This window comes from Modicisalibacter tunisiensis (assembly GCF_020148005.1).
GTDB classification, from domain to species: Bacteria; Pseudomonadota; Gammaproteobacteria; order Pseudomonadales; family Halomonadaceae; genus Modicisalibacter; species Modicisalibacter tunisiensis.
Genome location: NZ_JAGXFD010000001.1, coordinates 844,615 through 870,309, shown reverse-complemented (window position 1 = coordinate 870,309; position 25,695 = coordinate 844,615). Strand labels below are relative to the sequence as shown.

The window sequence follows — 25,695 nt, the reverse complement described above, 5'->3', positions numbered from 1 at the left end:
CAGTCGCGGCCCGGCCACGGACGCCGCAAGGCGGCTTGTGTATACTGGGCGCCCGCCCGATTCTCGGGTGGTGCGGTGCACCGATTTCCAACCCCGATTTCCCAGCAGAGTTATCCGGACCATGATCGATCAGTTGTTCGAATTCGTGCAGAATCATCCGCTGCTGGTGGGCGCCTTCGTCGTGGTGCTCATCGCCTGGCTGGCCTACGAATTCATGACCGGCAATCACGGTGTCAGCACCAGTGAGGCCACCTCGCTCGTCAATCGCGATGACGGCATCATCGTCGATATCCGCGAGTCCAAGGAGTTCAAGGCCGGGCATATCGCCGGGGCCCGCAACATCCCCCAGAACCGGCTCGACGACCGTCTGGCCGAGCTCGACAAGTTCAAGGACAAGCCGGTCGTCGTGGTCTGCCGCCATGGCCAGTCGGCCGGCGCCGTGGTCGCCAAGCTGAGCAAGGCCGGGTTCACCCGGGCCACCAAGCTCAAGGGCGGCATGGCGCAGTGGCAGGCCGACAACCTGCCGGTGGTCAAGAAATGAACGACGGCCTCGCGGTCGTCGCCAATGCAGCTTGAGGAACCTACAAGATGGCAGAAGACAACAATCAGGCCGCTCAGGGCCAGGAGCAGCAGCTGCAGTTCTCCCTGCAGCGGATCTACGTCAAGGACATCTCCTTCGAGTCGCCCAACGCGCCGGCGGTGTTCCAGCAGCCGTTCAAGCCGAAGGTCGGCCTGGACCTGAACACCACCCACGAGGAGGTCGGCGAGAACCTCTACGAGGTCGTGGTCAAGGTCACCGCCCAGGTGTCCCACGCCGACAGCGGCAGCACCTCCTTCCTGGTCGAGGTCGAGCAGGCCGGCCTGTTCCGCATCGCCGGCCTCGAGGGTGACCAGCTCGACCACACCCTGGGCGCGTTCTGCCCCAACGTGCTGTTCCCCTACGCCCGCGAGTGCATCGACAGCCTGGTCAACCGCGGCAGCTTCCCGCCGCTGATGCTGGCGCCGGTCAACTTCGAGGCGATGTACGCCCAGAAGAAGCAGCGCGAAGCGCAGGGCAGCGAAACCACCCAGTAAGCGCCTCGTTCGCGGGGGCGCCCGGCCCCCGCGACGCCGTCCCTTCACCGCCCCGGTGACGCCGCTCACCGAGCGCCAGCCGATGGAGAGCCCGCGTCGTGACGCCCGGCCCGCGAATTCATGTCGATGCCACGCTGCACCCCGGTGATGCCCTGACCCTGCCCGACAGTGCGGCACGCCACGTGGCGGCGGTACTGCGCCTGCGCGAGGGCGCGCGGCTGACGCTGTTCGACGGCCGGGGGCTCGAGGCCGCCGCCGAGCTCGTCGAGGTCGGCCGCAAGCGGGTCGTGGCGCGGGTCGACACGGTCGCGCCGGGAGCCGGCGAGTCGCCGCTGGCCGTGCACCTGGGTCAGGCGATCTCCAAGGGCGATCGCATGGACTACGCCATCCAGAAGGCCGTCGAGCTGGGCGTGGCGGCGATCACCCCGCTCTACACCGATCACGGCGACGTGCGCCTCAAGGGCGAGCGCGAGGCGAAGAAGCTGGCCCACTGGCGCGGCGTGGCGGCGAGTGCCTGCGAGCAGTGCGGGCGTGCCACCGTGCCGCCGGTGCATCCGCCGATGACGCTCGCCGCCTGGCTCGCCGTGCGCGACGAGACGCTGCGCCTGGTGCTGCACCCGGCCACCCCGACCGCCTGGCAGGCACGCGACGGCATCGACACGGCGACCCTGCTGATCGGTCCCGAGGGCGGGCTCGCCGAGGCCGAGGTGGCCGCCGCCACCGACGCCGGTTTCGCGCCGCTGACCCTGGGCCCGCGCGTGCTGCGCACCGAGACCGCGCCGGTGGTGGCGCTGACGTTGTTGCAGCATTACTTCGGCGATCTCTGAGAGGGCGCCTGCAAACGACTGCGCTGGCCGTGATCTCTCGGCAGGTCGCTCATCCGGCGCCTGGCCGTGGGAGCGACTTCAGTCGCGATGAACCGGCCGCCGGGCACCGCCGTCGGGGATGAATCCCCTCCCACAAGTCTACCCACCAGGCTGACCGGCCTGGTCAGGGTCGTTGCGGCCGGATGCTGTGGGAGCGACTTCGGTCGCGATGAGCTCGCCACCGGGCCGCCGCCGTCAACGCCCTTTGCCCGCGGGCGCTGCCCGGCCGCATAATGGCCATTGCCATCCTTCCCTTGCTTTGCAGGTACTCCGTCATGTCCCGACGCGCCCCTTCGCGCCCGCCTTCCGCCGCTGCCGACACCCCGCGACATGCCGATGCCGACTCCCGAGCGCCGCACCCGGCGATCGGCGAGGTCGCCTGGCTGCGCGTGGTCAGCGTCAACGACAGCGGCGCCTTTCTCGACTGGGGGCGTCCCAAGGACCTGCTGCTGCCCTTCGGCGAGCAGGTCGGCCGGCCCGAGGCGGGGCGCCATGTGCTGGTGAAGATCAACGTCGACGAACGCAGCCGCCCGGTGGCCTCGATGCGCCTCAATCGCTTCATCGCCGACACCGGCGACGACCTGGCGCCGGGCGATGCGGTGACGCTGGTCGTTGCCGACCGTACACCGCTGGGCGTCAAGGCGGTGGTCGAGCATCGCGTCTGGGGGCTGCTCTATCAGGACGACCTGCCCCGGGCCCTGCGGCGCGGCGAGCGGCTCGACGGCTATGTCCGCCGGGTCCGCGAGGACGGGCGGCTCGACCTGTCGCTGGCGCCGCTGGGCGGGGCGCGGCGCGACCAGGCCCGCGAGCGGGTGCTGGCCGCGCTGGACGAGGGCGACGGCTTCCTGGCGCTCACCGACAAGAGCCCGGCGGCGGTGGTCAAGGCCCGGCTGGGGGTCAGCAAGAGCGCCTTCAAGGAGGCGATCGGCGGACTCTACAAGCAGCGCCGCATCCGGCTCGAGGCCGACGGTATCCACCGCGTCGACGACGGGACTCCATCCGGCGACGCCCGGTGAAGCCCGTGGTGGGCCGGTAGCCGGGCTATTGCAGTTGGCCCATTTCGACGGAGCCGGGAACAGGTCGTAGAGGGGTTTGGGCCATGGATGGCCAAAGTAGCGCCCATGGAGGGGTTCATAGCGCCCCCGTGGACCTGTTGCCCGGGCCGGCCTGAGTCATACGGCCGCTGTCTGTGATAACCCGAGTGACGGCGGCGGGTGCCTTGGAGTCCGCCGCCGGCCTGCGGCATACTGCAAGCCATCATTTCCCGCCGGACCGATCCGGCGCCGACGAGTAGACCGATGAGCCAACGCCCCCTCAAGATCGGCGTGGTGATGGACCCCATCGCCGCGATCGCCTACAAGAAGGATACCACCCTGGCCATGCTCTGGGCCGCCCAGGACCGGGGGGCCTCGCTGTACTATCTGGAACAGGAGGACCTCTACCTGCGCGACGGCCGCGCCATGGGCCGACTGCGCGAGCTGGAGGTGTATCGCGACCCCGAGTGCTGGTACGCCCTGGACGAGCCCGAGGCCACGCCGCTGGCCGAGCTCGACGTGATCCTGATGCGCAAGGATCCGCCGGTCGACGGCCACTTCCTCAATGCCGTGTACCTGCTGGGCTTCGCCGAGCGGGAAGGCGTGCTGGTGGTCAACCCCACCCGGGCGCTGCTCGAGTGCAACGAGAAGCTCTTCGCCCAGCAGTTCCCGCAGTGCATCCCGCCCAGCGTGGTCTCCTGCGACGCCAGGGTGCTGCGCGCCTTCCACGCCGAGCACGGCGACGTGATCTTCAAGCCGCTGGACGGCATGGGCGGCTCGGGAATCTTCCACGTCCGCCCCGAGGGGCGCAACCTGGGTTCCATCCTCGAGATGCTCACCGAGCGTGGCCGGCGCCAGATCATGGCCCAGCGCTACATCCCGGAGATCAAGGACGGCGACACCCGCATCCTGCTGGTCGATGGCGAGCCGATTCCCTACGGGCTGGCGCGGGTGCCGCTGGCCGGCGAGACCCGCGGCAACCTGGCCGCCGGCGGTCGCGGGGTGAGTCGCGAGCTCACCGAGCGCGATCACTGGCTGATCGGGCAGGTGCAGCCGGTGATCCGCGAGAAGCGGCTGATGTTCGTGGGGCTCGACGTGATCGGCGACTACATCACCGAGATCAACGTCACCAGCCCGACCTGCGTGCGCGAGATCGACGACCAGCGCGGCACCGACATCGCCGGCGAGCTGATAGACGCCATCGAGCGGCGGCTCGCCGAGCGTCGTCACTGAGCCGGGAACGCGGCCGTGACGGCGCCGGTGAGCGACCCGCACGACTACGCCCCAGTCAGCCGCCGCTATCGGCAGTGGCTGGCCGGCGCGTCGGCGCTGGCGCTGCATGCGCTGGTGCTGGCGGGGGTCGCCGGGCTGACGTGGTCGCCGCCGCCCCCCGAGCCACCGCCGGCGATCGACGTGGTGCTGACTCGCCAGCCCGCGGTTGACCCGCAGGCGGCCCGGGCCATCGCCGAGGCCGCGCAGACGGCCTCGGGGCCGGCGTCGGCCGGTCACGACACGCCCGCCGCGCCGTCTTCGCCGTCTTCGCCGCCTGCGCCGGAATCGGCGTCGTCCCCGCCGCCGCCCGCGGCGACCGACTCGCCGGCACCGCCGCCCGAGCCGACCGCCCCCGATGAACCGGCGGCGCCTTCCGAGCCCCCCCCGGCTCCGGCGCCCGAGCCCGCGCCGGCACCGGATTCAGCACCGACGCCGCCGTCTCCTGACGAGCCACCGAAACCGCGGCGCGATGCGTCGGCGGCGAGCGGCCGGGACCTGCTGGCCCAGGCCACGTCCAGCGTCCGCGAGCGCGGCTTCGACGCCGCCCCGGCCGGCGGCGGCGAGGGCGATGCCAGCCAGCGCGCCGCCCGCAAGGCCGCCGAGGCGCGCTACGAGGAGGACTGGACGCGGCGCGTGGAAACCTACGGCAACCGCTTCTACCCGGCGCCGCCGGATCTCGACGGCCAGCTGCGCATCCGCGTGGTCATCGGCCGCGACGGTCAGCTGCGCCAGGCAGAGGTGATACAATCCTCCGGAAAGCCCCGACTCGACCAGGCCGCCCTCGACACCGTGCGAGGCGCCGCGCCCTACCGGCCCTTCGACAAGGGCATGGGTGCGCGCGACAGCCTCACCATCACGCGGGTCTGGCGGTACGGCAAAGGCAACAATTTCGGCGTGCGCTGACGCCCGGGAGGCCCATGCAAAGCTTGCGCAACCATTTCCTGCTGGCGATGCCTCATCTCGAGGATCCCAACTTCGCCGGCAGCCTGAGCTATCTGTGCGATCACGACGATGACGGCACCATGGGCGTGATCGTCAACCATCCGCTGGAGCTGACGCTGGACGCCCTGCTCGAGCAGCTCGACATCGATGCCGATGCCTGCCCGGCGCGGGACCAGCCGGTCTACTACGGCGGGCCGGTGCATCGCGACCGCGGCTTCATCCTGCATCGCGGCAGCGCCGAGCCCTGGGACTCGAGCATCCAGGTCGCCGACGACATCGCCCTGACCACGTCGATGGACATGCTCAAGGCGCTGGCCCGCGGCGAGGGCCCGGAGCAGTTCATCGTCTGCCTGGGCTGCTGTGGCTGGGAGGCCGGCCAGCTGGAGAGCGAGCTCAAGGAGAACACCTGGCTGACCGTCGAGGCCCAGCCCGGCGTGATCTTCGACCTGCCGCCGGAACAGCGCCTCAACGCCGCCGCCGGGATCCTCGGCATCGACCTCAACCTGCTGACCGGCGAGGCAGGCCACAGTTGAGCGGCGAACGCCTGATCCTGGCCTTCGATTTCGGCACCCGGCGCATCGGCGTGGCGGTGGGCAACGAGCTGATCCGCCGCGCCACGGCACTGGAGCCGCTGCCGGCCCGCGACGGCATTCCCGACTGGGCCGTGGTGACGCGGCTGGTCGAGGAGTGGCGCCCGGACCTGTTCGTGGTCGGCCTGCCGATCGACAACGACGGCAGCGAGACGACCATGAGCACGCGCGCGCGCAAGTTCGGCAAGCGCCTCTACGGCCGCTACGGCAAGCCCTGGGAGATGGTCGACGAGCGCGGCTCGACCCGCGAGGCCAAGAGCATCGCCCGCGAGCGGGGGCATCGCGGCAACTATCGTGAGGAAAGCGTCGACGGCCTGGCCGCGCAGCTGATCCTCGAAAGCTGGTTTGCCGCCGGGGAGGGGCTGCCGGCGCGCCCGCTCGGCTGATCCCGCGCGCCTTTCCACTTCCCCTGCCCAGAAAGCAAGACGGCCGGCCTGAAAGGGCCGGCCGTGCGTCGTTCTGGACCGCCGTCAGAGCGTGCGGTCGTCGACGCCGACGGTCTTCGGCACGAACCAGCGCACGTCGCGCAGGTCCTGCTCGATCAGCTCCTCGACCTTGAGCAGGGTGGCGAAGATCGCCATGCGCACGGGGATGCCGTTGTCAGTCTGGCGGAAGATCGCCAGGCGCGGGTCGCCGTTGAGGTCGACGTCGAGGTCGTTGGTGCCGGGCCGGCTGTCGCGCGGCAGCGGGTGCATGACCACGGTGGTGGCGCTGCAGTGGCGGTCGAGAAACGCCTTGTCGACGTGGAAGTCCCGGGAGACCCCGGCGAAGCTCTCGGAAAACTCCTCGGTGAAACGTTCCTTCTGGATGCGCGTGGTGTAAACCACGTCGAGGTCGCTGAAGTCGCTGTCGAGGCTCTCGCGTTCCTCGACCCGGTGGCCGCGCGAGGCCGCCAGGTCGATCAGCGCGCGCGGCATCTCCAGCCCCGGCGGCGACACCAGGGTGATGCGCAGCGGGTCGTAGAGCGACAGCAGCTTGATCAGCGAGTGCACGGTGCGCCCGTGGCGCAGATCGCCGGTGAGCAGGATGTGGGCGCCGGCCAGGTGCTTGCCGAGGCGGGTGAATTCCTTGTCGATGGTGTAGAGGTCGAGCAGCGCCTGGCTGGGGTGCTCGCCCGGGCCGTCGCCGCCGTTGATCACCGGCACGTTGATCGCGTCGGCGAACTCGGCCACCGAACCCTGGTCGGGATGGCGCATGACCAGGGCATCGCAGTAGCCGCCCAGCACTCGGCTGGTGTCGTAGAGCGACTCGCCCTTGGCCATCGACGAGAAGGTGAAGCCGGTGGTGTCGCAGACACTGCCGCCCAGCCGGCAGAAGGCGGCGTTGAAGCTCACCCGGGTGCGGGTGCTGGCCTCGAAGAACAGGTTGCCGAGTACCGCGCCTTCCAGCACGCGGGTGACCTTGCGGCGCTGGGCGATGGGCTCCATGCGACCGGCGACGCGCAGCAGGTGGTCGACGTGGTCGCGGGAGAGGGAATCGACGGAAAGCAGGTGGGACGTCATCGGCAGGGCCTCGCGGTCGGCAAAATGTCGGGCGCTAGTGTAGCGGCCGCAAGGCGTCTCGGCACGCGCCGGCCGCTTGAGTCGGCGCCGGGGCGCATCTACCTTGCAGTGACCGGCCGCGCCAGGGAGACGGCGCGCCATGCACACAGGAGTGACGGCCATGAGCGAACGCAAGCAACCCCCGCAGGAGCAGGACCGGCAGCCCGGCGTCGAGGCCGCGATGCGTCCCGAGCCGCTGTTCATCCGCGACAGCTACCAGGGCACCGGCAAGCTCGCCGGCAGGATGGCGATCATCACCGGCGGCGATAGCGGCATCGGCCGCGCCGTGGCGCTGCACTTCGCCCGCGAGGGCGCGGATTGCGTGCTCGCCTATCTCGACGAGGAACAGGACGCCGAGGAAACCCGCACGCGGGTACATGCCGAGGGGCGGCGCTGCGAACTGATGCGTGGCGACGTCGGCGACCCCGGTTTCTGTCGCGAGATCGTCGAGCGCGCCCGAGCGGTGTTCGGCGGCGTCAACATCCTGGTCAACAACGCCGCCGAGCAGCACGACTGGGACGATGTCACCCAGATCCCCGACGATCAGCTCACGCGTACCTTCCAGACCAACATCTTCAGCCATTTCTACCTGGCCAAGCAGGTGGTGCCGCTCATGGGCGAGGGCGACACCATCATCGCCACCTCGTCGGTCAATGCCTTCAAGGGCAACAATACGCTGATCGACTACTCGGCGACCAAGGGGGCCATTCAGGGGCTGGTGCGCTCGCTGGCGCAGTCGCTGGTGGGGCGCGGCATTCGCGTCAACGCGGTGGCCCCGGGGCCGGTGTGGACGCCGCTGATCCCCGCCAGCTTCGATGAGGAGAAGGTCGCCGGCTTCGGCGCCCAGGTGCCCATGGACCGCCCCGGCCAGCCCGCGGAGATGGGGCCGGCCTACGTCTACCTGGCCAGCGAGGAGTCCTCGTACATGACCGGGCAGACGCTGCACCTCAACGGCGGCGTCATCCTCAATACTTGATCAGGACCAGTCCTCGACGCGCGGCATCTGACCGCCGATCTGGGTGGTGATCTCGCGGGCCGCCCGGCTGACCATGCCGCCCAGTTCCGCCAGGCGCGACTCGGGGATGCGCGCCACCGGCCCGGATACCGAGATCGCCGCCAGCGGGGCACCGTGCTCGTCGTGCAGCGAGGCGGCCACGCAGTTGAGGCCGATGGCATGCTCCTCGCGGTCGCAGGCGTAGCCCTGGCGGCGAATCTCGGCCAGGCTCTCGCGCAGCCGGGCCGGGGTGTCCAGGGTGTTGGGCGTCACCCGGTTGAGGCCGCGGTTCTGCAGGATGCGCTCGACCTCCTTGTCCGGCAGCCAGGCGAGCAGCGCCTTGCCCACGCCGGAGGCATGCAGGGGGGCCCGCGAGCCGAGGCGCGTGATCATGCGCATCATCTGCGAGGACTCGCTCTGGGCCAGGAACACCGCCAGACCGTCGTCGCGGATCGCCAGGTTGGCGGTCTCGCCGCTGTCCTGGGTGAGGCTGCGCAGGAAGGGGCGGGTGGTGGCGACGAAGTCGCGGGCCTCGAGGAAGGTATTGCCGATCTGGAAGGTCTTGACGCCGACCTTCCACAGGCCCAGCTCGGCATCGTGCGTGATGAAACCCTGCTTGTGCAGGGCCTGCAGCAGACGATGGGTGGTCGAGGGGGCCAGCCCGACGATCTGCGCGATATCGGACAGGCCCAGCCCGCCGGGTGCCGCCGCCAGGCCCTCGAGAATGTTCAGGCCACGCACCAGCGACTGGCTGTGGCCGCCGCTGCTCTTGCCGGACCCGGCCGGCCGACCGACCGGCTTGCGTCGATTCTCTACTGTCACGCCCCGTTCTCCATTGCGACTCGGTCTATTGGCGCACAAGGATACACACTCCCGCCGGGGCTGTCCGCCGCCAACGGAAACGGCTTCCATTTTCCGGGTCGCAATGCGGCGCTAGCGGGTGACGCGGTCGTTCAGGCGCAGCAGGGCGATGCGGTGGATCTGTTCGATGGCGGTCCGCCGCTCTTCGTCGGGGGTATGCTCGAGGCGCTGCTCGAAAGCGGCCAGGATCCGGTGACGGTCGCTGCCCTTCACGGCCATCACGAAGGGAAAGCCGAAACGTGCCTTGTAGGCATCGTTATAGCGGTGAAAGCGTTCGTATTCGGCCTCGCTGCACTGATCAAGCCCGGCGCCGGCCTGCTCGCGGGTCGAGTCGGCGGTCAGGGCGCCGCTCTTGGCGGCCTTCCCGGCCAGGTCGGGGTGGGCGCGAATCACCGCCAGTTGCCGCTCGGTGTCGGCGGCGTCGAGCACCGCGGCCAGTGCGTCGGCGAGCCCCGCCGGGGTGTCGTGGCGGGCGTCCAGGCCGATGTCCCAGGCCTGCTCGGCGATCCACGGCGAGTGCTCGTAGACGTCGCCGAACTGGCGGACGAAGGCGGCACGATCCAGGGTGCTGGGGCGAGGGTCGAGAAGCGCGTCGGTCATTAAGGAGGCTCCTGATAGCGATGACAAACGGGGTGAGTCGGTGCGACGCCCCCAGTGTAGAACAGGTTAACCATTAAACTGTATACAAAAAAATTTTGAAATGTACTCTTTGTCGCGCTAAAACTGTCTGCATGCCTGCTGGGCGTGCATCGCGCCCCTGCCGACTTGTCGACTTTCAGGAGAGCTGACCGATGGGACGTCTGACCACCCATGTGCTGGACACCGCCCGGGGCACCCCGGGCAGCAACCTGCGTATCGAGATCTTCCGCCTGGAGGGCGACACGCGCACCCGCCTGGGGGAAGTGCACACCAACGACGACGGCCGCTGTGATGCGCCACTGCTGGAGGGTGAGGCTTTCACGGCCGGTGAATACGAGCTGCTGTTCCATGCCGGCGAGTATCTGGACGCGTGCCGGGCGCCGGGCGCCTCACCGCGCTTCCTGGACCGCATTCCGCTGCGCTTCGGCGTGGCCGACGCCGAGGCGCACTACCACGTGCCGCTGCTGCTGTCGCCGTATGGGTACTCGACCTATCGCGGCAGTTGACGCCCGCCACGGGGCCGGCAAGCAATAACAACGCATAACACGAGTATTGGCTGATGGAAGCGTACCTCATCGACTTCGGAAACCTGCTGCTGCGCTGGCTGCACGTCATCGCGGCGATCGCCTGGATCGGCGAATCGATCTACTTCGTCATGCTGGACAACAGCCTGCGTCCGCCCAAGGCCGCCGAGGACCAGAGCAAGGGGGTCTTCGGCGAGATGTGGGCGGTGCACGGCGGCGGTTTCTACCATAACCAGAAATACGCCAGCGCGCCGGCCAAGCTGCCCGCGGACCTGCACTGGTCATTCTGGAAGGCCTACACCACCTGGCTGTCCGGGTTCGGCCTGTTCCTGCTGCTGTATCTCGCCAAGCCGGACTTCTACCTGATCAACCACTCCAGCGACTGGGCCTGGGCGGCCAGCCTGGCCGGCTGGCAGGCCAACCTGCTGGCGCTGGCCTTCCTGTTCGGCGGCTGGCTGGTCTACAACGAGCTGTGCAAGCGCATCAGCCCCGACATGACCCGGGACGGGCTGCTGAGCATCGCCGTGGCGGTGATGATGGTGATCGTCGCCTACCTGAGCACGCAGATCTTCTCGGGGCGTGCCGCCTTCCTGCTGACCGGGGCGGTGATGGCCACCGCCATGTCGGCCAACGTGTTCTTCTGGATCATCCCCGGCCAGCGGCGCATGGTGAAGGCGATGAAGGCCGGCGAGACGCCGGACCCGCTCGACGGCAAGCGCGGCAAGCAGCGCTCGGTGCACAACACCTACTTCACGCTGCCGGTCGTGTTCCTGATGCTCAGCAACCACTATTCCTTCACCTACTCGCATCCCCATGCCTGGGTGATCATGGTGCTGTTCATCTTCTCCGGGGCGCTGATCCGTCAGTTCTTCGTGCTGATGCATGCCGGGCGCATCCGTCCGGCCTATCCGGCCGCCGGCGTGGCGCTGATCCTGGTGGCCATCTGGTTCGCCGCGCCGTCGTCGGCGCCGGTCGACAAGGGGGCGGCCGACACCGGCAGTGCCCGGGCCGCGAGCGAGGCACCGGCGTCAGCCGATGCCGCGGCATCCAGCGCCTCCGCCGGCTCGTCCGCCTCGGCAGAGGGGCAGGGGGCGCTGGCGCGCATCCAGCCGATCATCGAGGAGCGCTGCACGGTCTGCCACTCGAAGAACCCGTCGCACGCCGCCTTCACGGCGGCCCCGGCCGGGGTCATGTTCGATACCCGCGCCGAGATCGAGCGCCAGATGGCGCAGATCAAGCAGGTCGTCGGCAGTGGCTACATGCCGCTGGGCAACATGACCCACATGACCGACGAGGAGCGTCAGGCGATCGCCGCCTGGGGTGAGTGAGTCGATCGCGTCAGGCGGTCCGCCGGTCTGCGGCGGGCCGCCGTCGCGTGCGTGTGGCGGGTAAGTCGTCGCTCGCGGTCATATCCGTATACAATGGGCCGTATCGATGACAGCCGATACGGGGACCCGATCATGACCGAGCAGCCATCGTCGGAGGGCAGCCAGGTACCGGCTCGCGGCGAGCCGGCAAAGCGTCGCCGCGGCAAGAACGGTGACGGCGCCCAGCGCCACGATGCCATCTACCGCACCATCAGCGATGCCATCATCGAGCATCGCCTGCGTCCCGGCGCCCGGCTGCGCGAGGATGCGCTGGCCGATGTCTTCGGGATCAGCCGGACCGGCATCCGCAAGATTCTCCAGCGCCTCGCCCATGAGCACCTGGTGACCCTCACGCCCCGGCGCGGCGCCAGCGTCACCCGCCCCACCGCGGAGGAAGCCCGCGACGTCTTTGCCGCCCGGCAGATGGTCGAGTGCGGCATCATGGAGGCCGTGGCCCGGCGCATCACCCCTGCCGACGTGCGCGAGCTGCGCGAGCTGGCCGGCCGCGAGCGTCAGGCGCTCCGCGAGGGCGAGCAGAGCAGCGCCATCAAGCTCTCCGCCGCCTTTCACGAGCACCTGGCCCAATTGTCCGGCAACGCCACGCTGGCCGAGTTCATCGGCCGGCTGTGCTCGCGTTCGTCGCTGATCCTGGCCGTCTACGGCAGCGCCGGCCATCTGGGCTGCGAGTCCCACGATCACGACGAGTTGATCAACCACCTCGAGGCTGGGCGCGGCGAACGGGCCACCGCCTTCATGGGCCGCCACCTCAAGGCGATCGAGGCCTCGCTGTCGATCGAGGAGGAGCAGGAGGAGACTCCGGACCTGCGCCAGATCTTCGCCCTGTAACGGAGAGCCGTGTGGCACGGCGCTGGACACCTCGCGGCGCAGCGGTTAGGATACGGCGCGTCGATACGTCGAACGTGTCGGCCATCCGCCCTTAGCTCAGCTGGATAGAGCGTTGCCCTCCGGAGGCAAAGGTCATAGGTTCGAATCCTATAGGGCGGGCCAAAAGTTACTGCAAAAACCGCCACTTACGGACGAGTCCGGGTGGCGGTTTTTCGTTGGTGGGTGCGCTGGGTGACATATAGGTGACACGCGTCCGGGCGGGCCGATCAGGCAAGCCCCGCAAGCCATGCGTGTACGGGGCCGTGTCCTGATAACCACGGCGGCGCCCGGGGTCGCCAATTCGGCTGCCTGGAGGGCGCCTGATCGAGATCGGCGCCTCACCGTCACAAGACGAAACAGGAAGCCGGCCGCCCATCCATCTGCTCATCGGCTGCCACCGAAGGAAGACAGCTGGCTTCGGCGACTCGCTCACTCCTGCAGGCCCTGCCCAAGCCATTCCTTCGGTACAGGCGAAAAGCGGCTAGACGTGCCCGTGAACCGTGGGGTCGGCCAGCTGCAAACGCCCATTGCGCTCCTGCACCTCACCCCGGTCATGTAGCTCATGAAGCACGGTTTCGACACGCTGGCGGATCGGCTTGGTCAGGCGCTTGAAGCCAAGCAGGTTGATGGCCGCTCCCATCGCATCCACTGGCTCGATCGAGACACTGTTCTTCAGGGTGAGCATGAGCGCCTGCTCCAGTTCACTGGGCGGCACGAGCTCAAACTTGCGCTCGCTGGCAGGCAGGCTGCTCCAGTCGCGCCGAGGCGGTACCGCCCGTTCCGGCGTATTCAGGAAGTCCCCCTGACGCTGTAAACGTCCCTGACGCTCCAGCGACTGACTCTCGGCCTCGACCCGACGCTGGATCCGCGCCCCGGCCCGCTGCAGGCCTGTCGCGTCGGTCAGCCTCGAGAGCAGCATCTTGATGTGCATGGGGCCTTCGTGTGCCACCACCCGGTGAATGGCCTGTTGAAGTCGGTCACGGGGGATTTCCTCGAACTGGCTATCAGCGGGCGAAAGCCCCAGGGTGTCCGTGTTCACAGGCGCGTAGGCCGGGATACGGGGCGCCGCCTGGGAGGCAGTCTCTCGCTCGATGCTGGCCGAAATCACCGGTGGCTCAGCCGCTTCGTCGTCGGTATCCACGGGGAGGCCCGGGGTGTCTTGAGAATTTTCGCCAGAGATGGCCTCCTCGGCGCCGGAGCTCGTTGCTTCAAGCGCTCTCTGATGGCGCTGAGCGGCCTCGATGGCCTCCTTCAGGCGCTGGGTCTCGGTCGCGGCATTACGGAACCACTCGGTGCTCCAGATGCGGTGGAATCGCCAGCCCAGACCCTCCAGCACCGACTGCCGTAACCGGTCCCGATCCCTGGCCACGGCGCTGCTGTGATAGCTGGCTCCATCACATTCCACGGCCAGCAGGAAGCGTCCCGGTGCCTCGGGATCCCGTACCGCCAGATCGATGAAGAAGCCCTGACTCCCCACCTGCGGCTGGACCTCGTAACCCAGGTCCTGGATGGCTCGCATCACCTCCCACTCAAAGGGCGAATCCGGTTCCCTGTCCGTCATCTCGTGGGTCGGCAACTCTCCCGTCTCGGCGTACTTGAGGAAGGCGTGCAAGGCACGGACCCCGAATGGCGATGACTCGGTGACCTTCAACTCATCGGCCTGGAAGTTGGCAAAGACGTCCATGGCCAGCCGTGCGCGAGAAATCAGCACGTTCAGGCGTCGCTCGCCGCCCGTCTTGTTGATCGGGCCGAAGTTTTGCCCCAGGCGACCCGCCGACGTCCGGCCGTACCCCACACTGATGAAGATCACATCACGCTCATCACCCTGGACGTTTTCCAGGTTCTTGATGAAAAATTCGTCACCACCATCGTGGTGGCGGAAGAAGTGTTCGAGCTCCTCGTGCTCGCGGCGCAGGCGCTCCACCTCCAGCAGAATGGCTTCGCGTTGCGCGGTACTGAAAGCCACCACCCCGAGCGACAGCTGGGGCGACTGTCGGGCGTGCTGGATCACTGCCTCGGCAATGGCTCGGGCTTCACCGGCGTTGGTCCGTGAACCGCCCCGGTCGTAATGGGTTTCCGGCAGGTGGCGAAAATGCAGGCCCCTGGCCTCCGGGTGGACGCCCGGACTGGGGAAGATCAGTAACTGATTGTCGTAGAACTGATCGTTCGAGACGGCAATCAGGGAGTGGTGGCGACTGCGGTAGTGCCAGCGCAGCATGCGTTCCGGCATGCCTTGCGCCTTCATCATGCCAAGGATGCTCTCCACGTCGGCCGTGGCGCTCTCTTCGGCCTCCTCGTCACTGAGCTCGACAGACTGCCCGAAGAAGTTGGTAGGAGGCATCTGCTTGCTGTCGCCGACCACGACGACCTGACGGCCACGCAGGATGGCGCCCAGGGCCTCGGGGGCCGGGATCTGACTCGCCTCGTCGAAGATCACCAGGTCGAAGTCCAGATTCCCTTGAGCGAGATAACCCGCCACCGACATCGGACTCATCATGAATACCGGCTTGGCCTGCTGGATGACGGCCCCGGCTTCACGCAGCAATTTGCGAATGGGCAGGTGGCGGCGCTTCTTGGTGAACTCCCGGCGCAGGATATCCATTTCCCCCGGCGCATACTTGGACGGGAGGTTGGCATGCAGCCGCTCGACCAGCGATTCCTGGGCGTACTGGAAGCTGGCCCCATCCAGCTGATTGAATTCCTGAATGAGGCGCTCGTGAGTCAGCCGGTCGAAACGCGCCAGGCGCGGACGCTCGACATAGGCATGATCCACCAGGCCGCCGAAATAGCTCAGTTCCAGCCATGCGCTCAGGGCACGCGGCGCATGAGACCAGCTGGCCAGGGTTGCCGTCAGGTGCCCCAGCTCGGCTTTCTCGATATCTTCGCTCAGCTGATTGAAGCGGACCACGGCATACAGTTGAGCGGTGTCCCGCCAGCCGGCAAGCCGCTGATGCCAGGTGTCCAGCGTCAACGCCGAGACTTCCTCGTCCCATTCAATCTGCCGGCACAAATCCTGAAGCATTCCCCGGACGCGCTCCGACTGGGATTGCAGTGCCTCGACCTGGTTTGTGTATTCACGCAGGTCCGGATTGCCATCCAGGAAGGCCGCCAGCCCCGCCGGCAACTCTCCCTTGCCGATCGCCTCGTACAGGTCGATGATCCACTCGGCGAGCTGCGCCAGCACCGACCAGTCACTTTCCTCGCCCTGCCACTGTGCCCCGAACAGGGTCTGACAGGTGGGGGACAGGCGCTCCAGCGTCTTGCGGTGTTGCTGGGCTTCCAGCAGCTCATCCACCCAGCCCAGCCAGTCTACCGGCGTGCCCGTCAGCTGCCCGCGGGCATAGCCTTTCAAGGTGGAAGCGGCACGCCGATACTCGCCGGAAAAGATGCGCCACCACTTGTCGGCCCGTCCGGCGAGCCCGGTGCGAATCGGCAGCAGGTCGGCGTCATACACCGCCTCGATGAAGTGTGGCTGCATGGCGTCACGGGTACGCGACAGCGCCTGACCGGCAGCGATGGCCTGATGCACCTCGTCACGACGGGCCTGCCACTGCTCGGTATTTACCTTTACCCCGGCCAGGTGCGGGGCATTGAGCGCTCGCTTGCCGGCCCGCTGAAGGATGGCAATGTCATCGAAGTCCTGCGGAATCGGCAGCTGCATGGCCTGGGCGAGGCTGACGGCATTGTCGTTCAGTTCCGTCAGCTGGTCGGCGGCCTGCTGAACCCGCTTGCGAAGCTCTTGTTCTTCGCCGGGCGACAGGTCATGGCGCCGCGAGTCACGGTAAGGATTCTCGGAGGGCGGCCCGTACTCGGCCAGATAATCACCCATGGCATCCATGGCACGCTGCCCTCGCGCCAGCTCCTGGGGGCCCCAGTGGCGGAGACGCTCGAAGTCGATCCGCTGCAATGCCTGCAAGCGTTCATCACGCTGGAGCTGCAGCATCTTCCCCAGTGCCGTCACGTAGTCGGTCTGCGAGGCCAGGATGGGTGCCCGGAGCTCTTCCACATAGCTATCCAGTGACTCGCGCACCTCGCCGAGACGCTGATACGCGCTTGAGCGATCCGGTACCCTGGGGCGCCCGTTATCGAACACGCGGCGCAGCGAATCGAGGACCGCCTTCTTGTTGCTCTTGTGGCTGTGCAGTTCCAGCACGGCATCGCCGAGATGACACTCATCCAGGCGTGACTTCACGACGTCCAGGGCCGCCATCTTCTGGGCGACGAACAGGACCTTCTTGCCGCGCGCCAGCGCCTCTCCGATGAGGTTGCTGATCGTCTGCGACTTGCCGGTTCCCGGCGGCCCCTGGACCACCAGGCTGGCGCCTTCCATCACCGCGAGAATGGCCTCGAGCTGGCTGGAGTCGGCGTCCTTGACCAGGTGAAGGGACTCGGGGGTCTTGAGCAGGTCATGGCCGGAAGACGCCTCGAGACGCTCGGCATCCTCGCGGTATCCGGTCTCGAACAGTTTCTCGAGCTGAGGGTGTTCCAGCAGTGGATGAGAGTCTGGCCAGTTGTTCGGATCCAGATCGGTATACATCTGGAACTTGCCGAACGAGAAGAGCCCCAGCCGTATCTGATCGACATGCACCTTCCAGCGAGGGCGATCGGCGATCATCTGCTGGACCTGGCCGAAGTAATCCACCAGCGATGTCTCTTCGTCGAACTCGGGAAGCGTCAGACGGAAGTCCTGTTTCAGCCTGGCGGCCAAAGCCAGGTTGCCGCCCATCTCGGCATTGGTGAACGACAGCGTAAAGCCGGCGCGAGCCGACTCCCGCTGAAGCTCCACCGGCAGCAGGATCAGTGGCGCATGACGCGGTGTATGGGCGTTCTCATCCTCGTACCACTCCAGGAACCCCAGCGCCAGATACAGCACCTCGATGCCCTGCTCCTGAAGCAGGGTATGAGCTTCGTTTTCCAGCTTGATCAGTCGCGTATCCAGCTCGCGAGCCGGTAGGCGCGTCTGCAGATAGAGGTCGCTGAACCGCTCCTCGCCCTGCTCCTGCTCGAGATACGCCTCCAGGGGAGGAAGAGGCTCCTGCTCCTCGTCCTGCTCCGCAGCCAGCTCGTCATCCGAGTCGGATTCGTCCTTCTCGTAAGCCTCCGGCAGCGGCAGAAAGCGCATGGCCTTCTTTTCCTCGACCAGAATGTTGGCGATCTCGGTCGATCGCTCGTCCACGATGTCGAGGAAGCGCTTGTTGTTGGGCACATGCAGCAGCGGATTGCCACGCAGCCCCATGTCGAGGAGCTCATGCCGGGCGAGCTCGAGCTTCTGCTGAAGTGAAGAGTTATGCATGTTGCGCGCTCCCTGCGTGGGCCACGTCTCTGAAATTCAAAGGGTATTATCTTGGGAAGGCAGTCTCATCGACGATCATCGCCTCCTTGCTGCTGCGACCGCTCACGCCCCGCCAGCAGCTTGAGGATCAGCAACGCGAACTCGCGACCGGTCTTCTCGTCCTCCAGCAGCGGCATCGACAGTTTCTCGTGATCGCTCATGGCGTCCAGCACGGCGTCGGTGACCCGCTTGGGGAAGAGGCCGTGCATGACCTGATCCTCGTCGTGGTGCCGGATCTGGGCCATCACCGCTTCGTCCCGCTCGATGCGATCGGCGATGCCATTGGCGAAGTGCAGCTTGTCGTCGTCGCTGACTTCGGCTCCATAGAGGTCGTTCAACTTGTCGATGATCTCGTCCAGGCGCTTCTTCTCGGGATCATGGGGCTTACCGGAGCCGACCTCGCTGATCGGCTGAAGGCCATAATCGCCCTGCTTCTCTTCCAGGCGAAGCTGGTGCTCGGCGCGTTTGGTCAACCGGTAGTGGGTCAGCTCGAGTTCGCTGACGTCGATGGTGTCTTCCTCGCTCCGATCGGTACGCAGCAGCGGCTGGAGGTGCTTGGCGAACACGCAGAGCTGCTCCAGTTCGCGGTCGTCGAAGTGCACGATCTGCGACAGGAACTCATAGGTGCGCACGAAGCTGGCGAGGTTCTTGCGGAACAGGTCCAGCTCGTCGCGGGTGGTGCCGGCGTCCTTGAGCTCCTGATCGGCGCGGTGCACGCCCGCCTGATCGCCTTGTTGCTCGGCCTGCTGTCGCGCCGCCTGCCAGGTCTGGATCTGATCGACGATCGCCTTGTAGCGCGTGGTGAAGCGTTCCCTGGCCGGCTTGCAGTAGTAGCTCAGTTGGGTGGCGGGTGCCTTGGGATCGAAGAAGGCCTTAGCGAAAGCCTCGACCTCCTCCCAGTGATAGATTCCGCTGGCATCCAGGGTCTGCTGCAGGTCGTAGACCACGTTGACGTCGGAGACATCGGCCAGCTCGGCCTTGCGGTAGTAGGGAGCGAAGGCGCCAAGGATTTCCTCGGGGTCGTTGAAGAAGTCGAGGATGAAGGTTTCCTTGCCCGGGAAGATGCGGTTGAGCCGTGAGAGGGTCTGCACGCAGTCCACGCCCTGCAGCTTCTTGTCCACGTACATGGCGCACAGCTTGGGCTGATCGAAGCCGGTCTGGAATTTGTTGGCCGCGATCATAACGTTGTAGTCGTCGGTATCGAAAGCCTCGGCCAGATCGCGCCCCTTGAGGCCCGGGTTGAGCTTGGCGTTGGTCTCGGTGACCTCCTCCTCGATCACCTCATCCGGCAGCACGCTGCCCGAAAAGGCCACCAGCGGATGCACGTCCTGGTAGCCCTTCTCCTTCACGTAGTGGCGCATGGAGAGCGCATAGCGCACGGCTTCCTGACGGCTGGCGGTGACCACCATGGCCTTGGCCTGACCGTCCAGCAGGTGCTTCACGTTGGCCCGGTAGTGCTCGACGATCACCTCCACCTTCTGGCCGATGTTGTGGGGATGCAGTCGTACCCACTTGGCCAGGGTTCTCGAGGCCTTCTTGGAATCCACTTCCTGATCGTCGCCGTCCGGGTGAGCGAGGCGCCAGGCGGTGCTGTAGGTGACGTAGTTCGTGAGCACATCGAGGATGAAGCCCTCCTCGATGGCCTGGCGCATCGAGTACAGGTGGAAGGGCTCGGGTTTGTTGTCGCTGCCGGGCGGCAGCTCGGGGTCGGGCGCTCGGCCGAACAGCTCCAGGGTCTTGGCCTTGGGGGTGGCGGTGAAGGCGTAGTAGCTGATCTTCTTGCTTGGCTGGCGCGCGCTCACGGCGGCATCCATCAGCGCCTCGGCGCTCACTTCCTCCTCGTCTTCCGTGGTCTCCCCGGCGGCGGCCAGCAGCGCCTTGAGCTTGCTGGCCGAGGAGCCGGTCTGGGAGGAGTGCGCCTCGTCGGCGATCACCGCGTAACTGCCCTCGGCCAGCTGCGGGCGCCTGTCGAGGGCATCGAACAGTGCCGGGAAGGTCTGGAGGGTGACGATAATGATACGAGTGTTGCTGGCCAGCGCCACCGCGAGCTGCTCGGACTTGCTCTGGTTGCCAATGTCGCGGGTGATCGGGCAGACCACACCATGGGCATGCTCGAACTGGTAGATGGTGTCCTGCAGCTGGCTGTCGAGCACCGTGCGGTCGGTGACCACGATCACCGAGTTGAACTGCTTGTGGCCGTTTCCGTCGTAGAGGTTCGCCAGCTGGTGGGCCGTCCAGGCGATCGAGTTCGACTTGCCCGAACCGGCGCTGTGCTGCACCAGATAACGGCGCCCCGGCCCCTCCTCGCGAGTGGTCTCGACCAGCCGGTTGACCACGTCCCACTGATGGAAGCGGGGGAAGATCAGCGTCTCCTGGGTCTGGCGGCGGCCGTCGAAGTCTTCCTTGGTCACCTGCTCCAGGTGCAGGAAGCGGCCCAGGATCTTCAGCCAGGCATCGGGCTGGAACACCCGATCCCACAGGTAGGAGGTGGCATAAGTATTCTCGTCCGGGGCGGGCGGATTACCGGCGCCGCCGTCTTTGGTGCCCTGGTTGAAGGGTAGAAAGACGGTGTCCTTGCCGGCGAGCTTGGTGGTCATCGCCACCTCGTCCTGGCTGACCGCGAAATGCACCAGGGCGCCGCGCTTGAAGGTCAGCAGCGGCTCGGGCTTGCGGGTCACCGGATCCTTCACCGGGCGGTCGTAGCAATACTGGCGCTTGGCGTTCTCGACAGACTGCTTGAAGGCGCTCTTGAGCTCCAGCGTGGCCACCGGCAGGCCGTTGACGAACAGAACCAGGTCGAGGCGCGGGTTATAGCTCTTGCCCGTATCCTGAGCCGCCTCGGAGCCGTGCTCGCGGGCGTGGGGCGAATAGGAGACCTCGGGCACCACCCGCAGTCGGTTCGCCCGATAGCGCGCCTGGGCATCCGGATTCATGCCATGATCGGGCTGAAAGCTGCACAGCTCGATCCGGTTGCCCGGCACCTTGAAGCCGTGGCGAAGTACCTCGAGGGTGCCGACGCGCTCCAGCTGGCGCACCACCGCCTTGATCAGCGCCGTCTCGGGGGCCTTGGGGTGCGCCTTGGCGAACTTGTCCCAGCGCTCCGGATAGGCCTCCTGGAAGTACCCGATCAGGTCCTCGGGATAGACGGCATTGACCCGGTCATAGCCGCTGGCCTGGCCCTCGCGCCAGCCATTGGCGGCCATGGCGTCGATGATGTCCTGCTGAAACTGGAGTTCCCTGCTGTCCGCCATGTTTTTTCCTGCTGTTGGCGATGTTTTGCCTCAGCCTACCGTGGCGGGTGCAAAACCAGAAGGTCAGTGAGGACGTGCCATCCACAGCTGTCGAGCTCGCCAGTCATCGGGAAACCCCATCGCCGAGGTATCTACCCCGTGTTGGTCGATCAATTGAATCAGCCGTTCGCGCCAGTGATGTCGGGGGTTGACCGCGTCCATCAGGTACGCCATCAGAGTCAGAGTGTTGTAGATTTTCCTGTTATCGCCGTTGTGCAGGCTGCCAACCAGGGGCTGGGGGCGTTTGCTGGGCAGCTTGGGTAACAGGGTGAACTCCCGGTTCCACAGTCGGGCATGGTGGGCGCACAGGTTGCGCACTGTGCTCAGGTGGTGCAGTACCGAGCAGAGGACGCTTTCATCGAAGTCATACTCACGCGCTACGGCATTGCGATCCCGGCGCTGGCGTGTGTTGGCAAGCCACTGTGAAAGTTGGCCGAAGGTCATCACCTCCACCAGTGCCCAGATCGGCGGCAGGGGCTCGTCATACTTCTCGCGCAGGTGGCGAATGAAGGTCTCCTGGCTGCGCTGGACCTCTTTCTCCAGCGAGTGGCGGCGCTCCTCGTAGCGCCAGGCCGGCTTGAACAGTGAACGGTCGAGGTGGCAGTGCGGGCCATGGGTATGGGCCATGTGATAGGCCCAGTCGGTCCTGATCGACACCTCGATCCGCTCGATGGCATCCATGACCAGCAGCCGGAACTCCCGGTCGAAGATGTAAAGGTTCAGGACGTCGTCCAGGGCGGTGCCGGGCCGGAAGAGATGCGTCTGGTGGTCGGCCTCGAAGGGCAGCCAGTAGGCGCCGAGGCGATAGTAGTTGAGGTGCCGCAGGTAATGGAGGGCTCGCTGGCGATCCGGGACCGTCAGGCCGCGCTGGATCAGCAGGTCGAGCTGGGCGTCGTGGGTCAGCGGAGGCTTGTTGAACCGCAAGGCCAGGCTCCAGAAAAAAGTAACCCCCCAAGGTGCGCTTCAGGGAGAGGCGTGGGGGGTGTTGTTACGACGCAGTATAGGGAGACGAGCGGCTCTCGCCAAGCCCCCCTGCGGATTTATCAATCATCGTACCCTGATCGCTGGCGGCGAAGCTGACCTGCTGATCCTGCCAGGCGGCGTAGGTCTGGCCGGTACCTTCGACCTTCCAGTGCTCGCGACCGTTGGCACTGCGGCCGGAGACCACGGCGGCCGCGGCACTGGGGCTCGAGAATGCGTAGTCGCTGGCGAAGCGCCTCAAGTCTTCTTCGGCCTCCACCAGCACCCCGTCGTCGCAGAGTTGCCGGTAGAGGCCCTGGTAGCCGCCATCGGCACCGGTCCAGCTGCCACGGGCCAGGGAGTCTTTCAGTACGTAGAACTCGCCGTCGATCTCCTGGCCAAAGGCCTTGATACCGAAACGGGGAACCTCGGCCACGAAGCGGGGTGAGGGCTGGCGCTCAGGCTCGGCTGGTTTGGATGCGGAGCTGGAGGGCATCGGGCGGTCGCGTAGGAAGTCGAACCCCAGCACCGGCAGCACGGTGCGCACCTGCTCCATGAAGAACGCCATGTCGGCGCGGTCGGACTCGGGCAGGCCGATGTACTCGTGAGCGGTGCCGTTGATCAGCCGGCTGCGACCGACCTCTCCGGCATTCTGGATCAGCAAGCTCTCAAGGTACTTCACGTGGGCCTTGGTCAGGTTCTGGTCCTTGCTGGTGACCAGGCAGACCTTCTCCCAGAAGTCCTTGCCGCCCTTGTCTTCGGGGCGGTTGTGCTGCTTCAGGCGCGTGGCTACGTCGTCGCTCTCGCCGATGTAGACCAGCGGGCGCAGGCTGTTCTCGGGGTCTGGCCCGACCAGGAAGTAGATGCCGGTGCGGCCGCACTCCGGGCGCTGCACCAGCTCGCTGAGCTTGCTGCGCGGTCCGGTCAGCACATGTCCCGTCCAGTTCATGATCTCAGCGGTCAGCAGGCCGTTGGGTGTGCCGTCCACCAGAAACAATCGGATGCTGCGTCCCTGGGTCATACCGTCTCCATGCGAGTTTCTCGATCAGCTGGCGCCGTGTCGGCCGGCGGCGTCCAGCCCCGCACGTCGATCTTGCCGGTGACGGCGGCTGAGATCAGGGCCGAGCGGCGTTCTTGGAGCAGCGTGATAACGGAGTCCCCCTCCTCCGCCAAGGCGTCAATGCGGGCGGTTTCGTGGTCGAGAAAGGAAATGATGGCAGCTTGCTCATCGAGTGGAGGCGCTGTCACCAGTAGCTCAGCTACATCCTCAAGAGAAAGCTGAATCTTAGTCCCGCCATAACCCTGGGAAGACAAGTAGTTCTTTCCGACATCGGAGAGCGTCACATAAGCAACCCAACTCGGTAAAAGTTTTTTCTTGAAGAGTCGCACCAAGGCTACATGCTGGCTGACATAGGCTGTCTCGAGCTCTTCCGGGACCACAGCAACTGAGCCGAGGTAAGCAGTGATCGAAAATAGCACATCGTTCTCTTTAACTTTTGTGCGCTCACCTTCCGATCCCTTGGGGACACTGACGCGCTGAAGGTCCGTCAAATCGAGATTAATATGGTCGCGTGTCAAATTCCCAATGCGGATGAATGCTGCCCCATTATCTGAGTAATGTGATGCCCATCCCCGAGACCCACTTGTGAGAAACTCCAAGTCGCGCTTGATGGGAAAAACTTCCCAATGCGCGGGCACCTTGCCCAGCCACTCGACGCCGGAGTCTTTCATCGGCACGTCGGGGTCGAGGCCCTTGGTCACGGCATGAGAGATCACCGCCTGGCGTTTCTCCTTGAGCAGCTCGATCAGGCGTTGCTGCTCTTCCACCAGGGCGTCGATGCGGGCGGTTTCGTGGTCGAGGAAGTGCGCCACGTTCGATTGTTCGTCCTGTGGTGGGACAGTTACCTTGAATGAGGAAAGCTCATCACCGGATAGCTCAAGAAACGTCGTTCCTTTTCCTCGAACATTCAGCGCCTCGGTGCTATTCTTTAGCAAGTACGCAAAGAAGCGTGAATCTTTTTCTTTGTCAGGAACCAGCGATTTACACCCTTGGTTGGTAGAAAGCGGCACGGAGGCAATCGCCAATGAACCAATCGGTGCGCGTGTTGAAAGAACGAGACTGCCTGGAGGGACCATTGTTGCGCCACATGAGTCAAGACCTTTCTGGGTGATCTGCCGAGCAGAAGTGCCTACTTTAAGTGATGGCAATGAGCTTAGATCCGCTGGCGTGACCCAAGTAATCTGACCACCCCAGTGCTCTTCATCTGCGCTCGGTGTTGAGCCTCCGACGACCTGAAACCGTGCCTTCAATGGCAGAACTTCCCAATGCGCCGGCACCTCGCCCAGCCACTCGACGCCGGAGTCCTTGTATTCGGGGTACGCGGGAAAGGTACTCGGGCTTTCCTTGCCCTCGCCCTTCGGGCCAGCCGCTTCGCGTCTGTTCAAATTTGGTCCCGTCAAATTTGTCATGCCTTTGCCCCCTCCCTTGCATTCATCACTGCTTCTCGCCAGAACGGCTCAGTGTCCCAGTGCCCAGGGAAGCCCATGTGCGGACGTGAAACCTGCGGATAATGATCCAGCAGTGTCACTAGCCGCTCGGCCCACTGGCTGGTAGGCGACACGACCTGCATCAGCGACTCGATCACCACGAGCTGGAGATACAGGCGCCTTCGCGGGTCGAGGCGCTGCTCGGGGTGCTCATGAGACCCTGTCTCGATGGTGCCGGGGATACTCGGCCAGCCGGCCGGCACCTTTCTCGGCATCTCGGGGCGGCTACCGAATTCGCGGTTCCAGACTCGGCCATGGTGAGCACAGACGTTGCGCAGGTCGGATAGACTACGGAACCAGGATCTCAGCACCCGCATCTTCCAGCCGAAATGGCACTCGATACGCTGGGTGTCCTTAGGGAGCCGCAAGTTGGCCAACAGGGTCGAGACCTCCTTGAAGGTCAGAAGCTCCACGGCCATCCAGATCGGCGGCTGATCGGGGGCCGATCGGTACTTCTTGCGGTAGTGCGCCAGAAAGGTCTCGGTCTCGCGCCCCTTGGCCGCGTTTTCCAGCCTGTCCAGTAACCAATCATGGTTGTAGCGGGTGTCGAAGATGCCGGGATCCAGGTAGCCATGAGGGCCATGGTGCTCGGCCAGGGTGTTGGTCAACTGGGCGCGCAGCGCGACTTCGAGTCGCTCGATGGCATCCAGCAGCAGCAGGCGGAGCTCACGGTCGAACACATAGAGCCTCAGCACATCCTCGAAGGCGGTGCCCTCCAGAAAACGATGCTCCTGGAATCCTGGCTGGTAGAAGGGCCGCGTGTAGGCTGAAAGACGGAAATAGCTGATATTGGCCAGGTAGTGACGCACCCGAGCCTCGTCGAGTATCGCCAGGCCCCGGCTGCCTAGCGTGGCGATCTGCTCGTCAATACTGTGTGCAGGCTTGTGGAAGTCGCTCATGCCCGACCTCCAGACACAAAAAACCCGCCAAAGTGTGCTTCGGTGAGAGGCATGGCGGGTATGTTGGTCGCCATGATG

The 25,695-nt window shown here is 65.9% G+C and carries 21 protein-coding genes and 1 tRNA gene; 13 read left to right on the top strand and 9 right to left on the bottom strand.

Annotated features, from left to right (window positions below; genetic code table 11):
* The first annotated feature begins 121 nt into the window (after nt 1-121).
* The 8 genes from KGQ91_RS04000 (at nt 122) to ruvX (ending at nt 6,164) form a co-directional block, all read left to right on the top strand.
* The gene (locus KGQ91_RS04000) at nt 122-541 is read left to right on the top strand and encodes a rhodanese-like domain-containing protein (protein ID WP_163650211.1); all 420 of its coding nucleotides are present in this window, start codon (nt 122-124) and stop codon (nt 539-541) included.
* A gap of 47 nt (nt 542-588) precedes the next feature.
* Complete coding sequence (gene secB / locus KGQ91_RS03995; protein WP_163650212.1) at nt 589-1,074, top strand: protein-export chaperone SecB; 486 nt, start codon at nt 589-591, stop codon at nt 1,072-1,074.
* A gap of 98 nt (nt 1,075-1,172) precedes the next feature.
* Entirely contained in the window at nt 1,173-1,901 is a 729-nt protein-coding gene (locus KGQ91_RS03990; RefSeq protein WP_224420318.1) for a 16S rRNA (uracil(1498)-N(3))-methyltransferase, read from the top strand.
* A gap of 314 nt (nt 1,902-2,215) precedes the next feature.
* Nucleotides 2,216-2,956 carry a CvfB family protein gene (locus tag KGQ91_RS03985; protein WP_224420317.1) on the top strand — a complete coding sequence of 247 codons (741 nt, stop codon included), beginning with the start codon at nt 2,216-2,218 and terminating at the stop codon, nt 2,954-2,956.
* Between the two features lie 282 nt (nt 2,957-3,238).
* Nucleotides 3,239-4,207, top strand: coding sequence for a glutathione synthase (gene gshB / locus KGQ91_RS03980; protein ID WP_224420316.1), 969 nt, complete (start codon nt 3,239-3,241; stop codon nt 4,205-4,207).
* 15 nt (nt 4,208-4,222) lie between these two features.
* Entirely contained in the window at nt 4,223-5,149 is a 927-nt protein-coding gene (locus tag KGQ91_RS16790) for a cell envelope integrity TolA family protein (RefSeq protein ID WP_224420315.1), read from the top strand.
* A gap of 14 nt (nt 5,150-5,163) precedes the next feature.
* Nucleotides 5,164-5,721, top strand: a complete 558-nt coding sequence (locus tag KGQ91_RS03970) for a YqgE/AlgH family protein (protein ID WP_163650217.1) — start codon at nt 5,164-5,166, stop codon at nt 5,719-5,721.
* Nucleotides 5,718-6,164, top strand: a complete 447-nt coding sequence (gene ruvX, locus KGQ91_RS03965; RefSeq protein WP_224416189.1) for a Holliday junction resolvase RuvX — start codon at nt 5,718-5,720, stop codon at nt 6,162-6,164. Before KGQ91_RS03970 ends, ruvX begins: the two co-directional genes overlap by 4 nt.
* A gap of 84 nt (nt 6,165-6,248) precedes the next feature.
* Here ruvX and pyrB read toward each other — a convergent pair whose 3' ends face one another.
* Complete coding sequence (pyrB, locus tag KGQ91_RS03960) at nt 6,249-7,280, bottom strand: aspartate carbamoyltransferase (RefSeq protein WP_224420314.1); 1,032 nt, start codon at nt 7,278-7,280, stop codon at nt 6,249-6,251.
* Between the two features lie 139 nt (nt 7,281-7,419).
* Between pyrB and KGQ91_RS03955 the strand changes: the two genes are divergently transcribed.
* A complete protein-coding gene (locus KGQ91_RS03955) occupies nt 7,420-8,295 on the top strand; it encodes an SDR family oxidoreductase (RefSeq protein ID WP_263478939.1) in 876 nt (291 codons plus the stop codon).
* Here the strand turns inward: KGQ91_RS03955 and KGQ91_RS03950 are convergent, their stop codons facing one another.
* Nucleotides 8,296-9,135, bottom strand: a complete 840-nt coding sequence (locus KGQ91_RS03950) for an IclR family transcriptional regulator domain-containing protein (RefSeq protein ID WP_224416192.1) — start codon at nt 9,133-9,135, stop codon at nt 8,296-8,298. It abuts the gene before it with no gap.
* A gap of 111 nt (nt 9,136-9,246) precedes the next feature.
* A complete protein-coding gene (gene uraD, locus KGQ91_RS03945; RefSeq protein WP_224416193.1) occupies nt 9,247-9,774 on the bottom strand; it encodes a 2-oxo-4-hydroxy-4-carboxy-5-ureidoimidazoline decarboxylase in 528 nt (175 codons plus the stop codon).
* A 191-nt stretch (nt 9,775-9,965) separates the two neighbouring features.
* Between uraD and uraH the strand changes: the two genes are divergently transcribed.
* The 4 genes from uraH (at nt 9,966) to KGQ91_RS03925 (ending at nt 12,712) form a co-directional block, all read left to right on the top strand.
* Nucleotides 9,966-10,319, top strand: a complete 354-nt coding sequence (gene uraH, locus KGQ91_RS03940) for a hydroxyisourate hydrolase (protein ID WP_224416194.1) — start codon at nt 9,966-9,968, stop codon at nt 10,317-10,319.
* 53 nt (nt 10,320-10,372) lie between these two features.
* On the top strand, nt 10,373-11,665 hold the full coding sequence (locus KGQ91_RS03935; protein WP_224416195.1) for a urate hydroxylase PuuD: 1,293 nt from the start codon (nt 10,373-10,375) through the stop codon (nt 11,663-11,665).
* A gap of 132 nt (nt 11,666-11,797) precedes the next feature.
* A complete protein-coding gene (locus KGQ91_RS03930; RefSeq protein WP_163650225.1) occupies nt 11,798-12,550 on the top strand; it encodes a GntR family transcriptional regulator in 753 nt (250 codons plus the stop codon).
* Nucleotides 12,551-12,635: 85 nt separating this feature from the next.
* Nucleotides 12,636-12,712 (top strand) — tRNA-Arg (locus tag KGQ91_RS03925).
* 358 nt (nt 12,713-13,070) lie between these two features.
* Here the strand turns inward: KGQ91_RS03925 and KGQ91_RS03920 are convergent.
* The 6 genes from KGQ91_RS03920 to KGQ91_RS03895 all read right to left on the bottom strand — a co-directional run bounded on the left by KGQ91_RS03920 (nt 13,071) and on the right by KGQ91_RS03895 (nt 25,617).
* Nucleotides 13,071-17,882: a DUF3320 domain-containing protein gene (locus tag KGQ91_RS03920; RefSeq protein ID WP_224416196.1), complete on the bottom strand. Its 4,812-nt coding sequence runs from the start codon at nt 17,880-17,882 to the stop codon at nt 13,071-13,073.
* A gap of 65 nt (nt 17,883-17,947) precedes the next feature.
* Complete coding sequence (locus KGQ91_RS03915; protein ID WP_224416197.1) at nt 17,948-21,172, bottom strand: type I restriction endonuclease subunit R; 3,225 nt, start codon at nt 21,170-21,172, stop codon at nt 17,948-17,950.
* Between the two features lie 63 nt (nt 21,173-21,235).
* On the bottom strand, nt 21,236-22,135 hold the full coding sequence (locus tag KGQ91_RS03910; protein WP_224416198.1) for an Abi family protein: 900 nt from the start codon (nt 22,133-22,135) through the stop codon (nt 21,236-21,238).
* A gap of 64 nt (nt 22,136-22,199) precedes the next feature.
* Nucleotides 22,200-23,192: a GIY-YIG nuclease family protein gene (locus KGQ91_RS03905; RefSeq protein ID WP_224416199.1), complete on the bottom strand. Its 993-nt coding sequence runs from the start codon at nt 23,190-23,192 to the stop codon at nt 22,200-22,202.
* Complete coding sequence (locus KGQ91_RS03900; RefSeq protein WP_224416200.1) at nt 23,189-24,640, bottom strand: restriction endonuclease subunit S; 1,452 nt, start codon at nt 24,638-24,640, stop codon at nt 23,189-23,191. The genes KGQ91_RS03905 and KGQ91_RS03900 overlap by 4 nt, the downstream gene beginning before the upstream one ends.
* On the bottom strand, nt 24,637-25,617 hold the full coding sequence (locus KGQ91_RS03895; protein WP_224416201.1) for an Abi family protein: 981 nt from the start codon (nt 25,615-25,617) through the stop codon (nt 24,637-24,639). Before KGQ91_RS03895 ends, KGQ91_RS03900 begins: the two co-directional genes overlap by 4 nt.
* Nucleotides 25,618-25,695 lie beyond the last annotated feature (78 nt).

Bases quoted from the DNA above. Each gene is read 5' to 3' on its own strand.
- KGQ91_RS03905 (WP_224416199.1), bottom strand. From the start codon at position 23,192: ATGACCCAGGGACGCAGCATCCGATTGTTTCTGGTGGACGGCACACCC.
- KGQ91_RS03920 (WP_224416196.1), bottom strand. From the start codon at position 17,882: ATGCATAACTCTTCACTTCAGCAGAAGCTCGAGCTCGCCCGGCATGAG.
- pyrB (WP_224420314.1), bottom strand. From the start codon at position 7,280: ATGACGTCCCACCTGCTTTCCGTCGATTCCCTCTCCCGCGACCACGTC.
- KGQ91_RS03970 (WP_163650217.1), top strand. From the start codon at position 5,164: ATGCAAAGCTTGCGCAACCATTTCCTGCTGGCGATGCCTCATCTCGAG.
- secB (WP_163650212.1), top strand. From the start codon at position 589: ATGGCAGAAGACAACAATCAGGCCGCTCAGGGCCAGGAGCAGCAGCTG.
- uraH (WP_224416194.1), top strand. From the start codon at position 9,966: ATGGGACGTCTGACCACCCATGTGCTGGACACCGCCCGGGGCACCCCG.
- KGQ91_RS03955 (WP_263478939.1), top strand. From the start codon at position 7,420: ATGCACACAGGAGTGACGGCCATGAGCGAACGCAAGCAACCCCCGCAG.
- gshB (WP_224420316.1), top strand. From the start codon at position 3,239: ATGAGCCAACGCCCCCTCAAGATCGGCGTGGTGATGGACCCCATCGCC.
- KGQ91_RS03915 (WP_224416197.1), bottom strand. From the start codon at position 21,172: ATGGCGGACAGCAGGGAACTCCAGTTTCAGCAGGACATCATCGACGCC.
- KGQ91_RS03935 (WP_224416195.1), top strand. From the start codon at position 10,373: ATGGAAGCGTACCTCATCGACTTCGGAAACCTGCTGCTGCGCTGGCTG.
- KGQ91_RS03895 (WP_224416201.1), bottom strand. From the start codon at position 25,617: ATGAGCGACTTCCACAAGCCTGCACACAGTATTGACGAGCAGATCGCC.
- uraD (WP_224416193.1), bottom strand. From the start codon at position 9,774: ATGACCGACGCGCTTCTCGACCCTCGCCCCAGCACCCTGGATCGTGCC.
- KGQ91_RS03930 (WP_163650225.1), top strand. From the start codon at position 11,798: ATGACCGAGCAGCCATCGTCGGAGGGCAGCCAGGTACCGGCTCGCGGC.
- KGQ91_RS03900 (WP_224416200.1), bottom strand. From the start codon at position 24,640: ATGACAAATTTGACGGGACCAAATTTGAACAGACGCGAAGCGGCTGGC.
- KGQ91_RS03985 (WP_224420317.1), top strand. From the start codon at position 2,216: ATGTCCCGACGCGCCCCTTCGCGCCCGCCTTCCGCCGCTGCCGACACC.
- KGQ91_RS04000 (WP_163650211.1), top strand. From the start codon at position 122: ATGATCGATCAGTTGTTCGAATTCGTGCAGAATCATCCGCTGCTGGTG.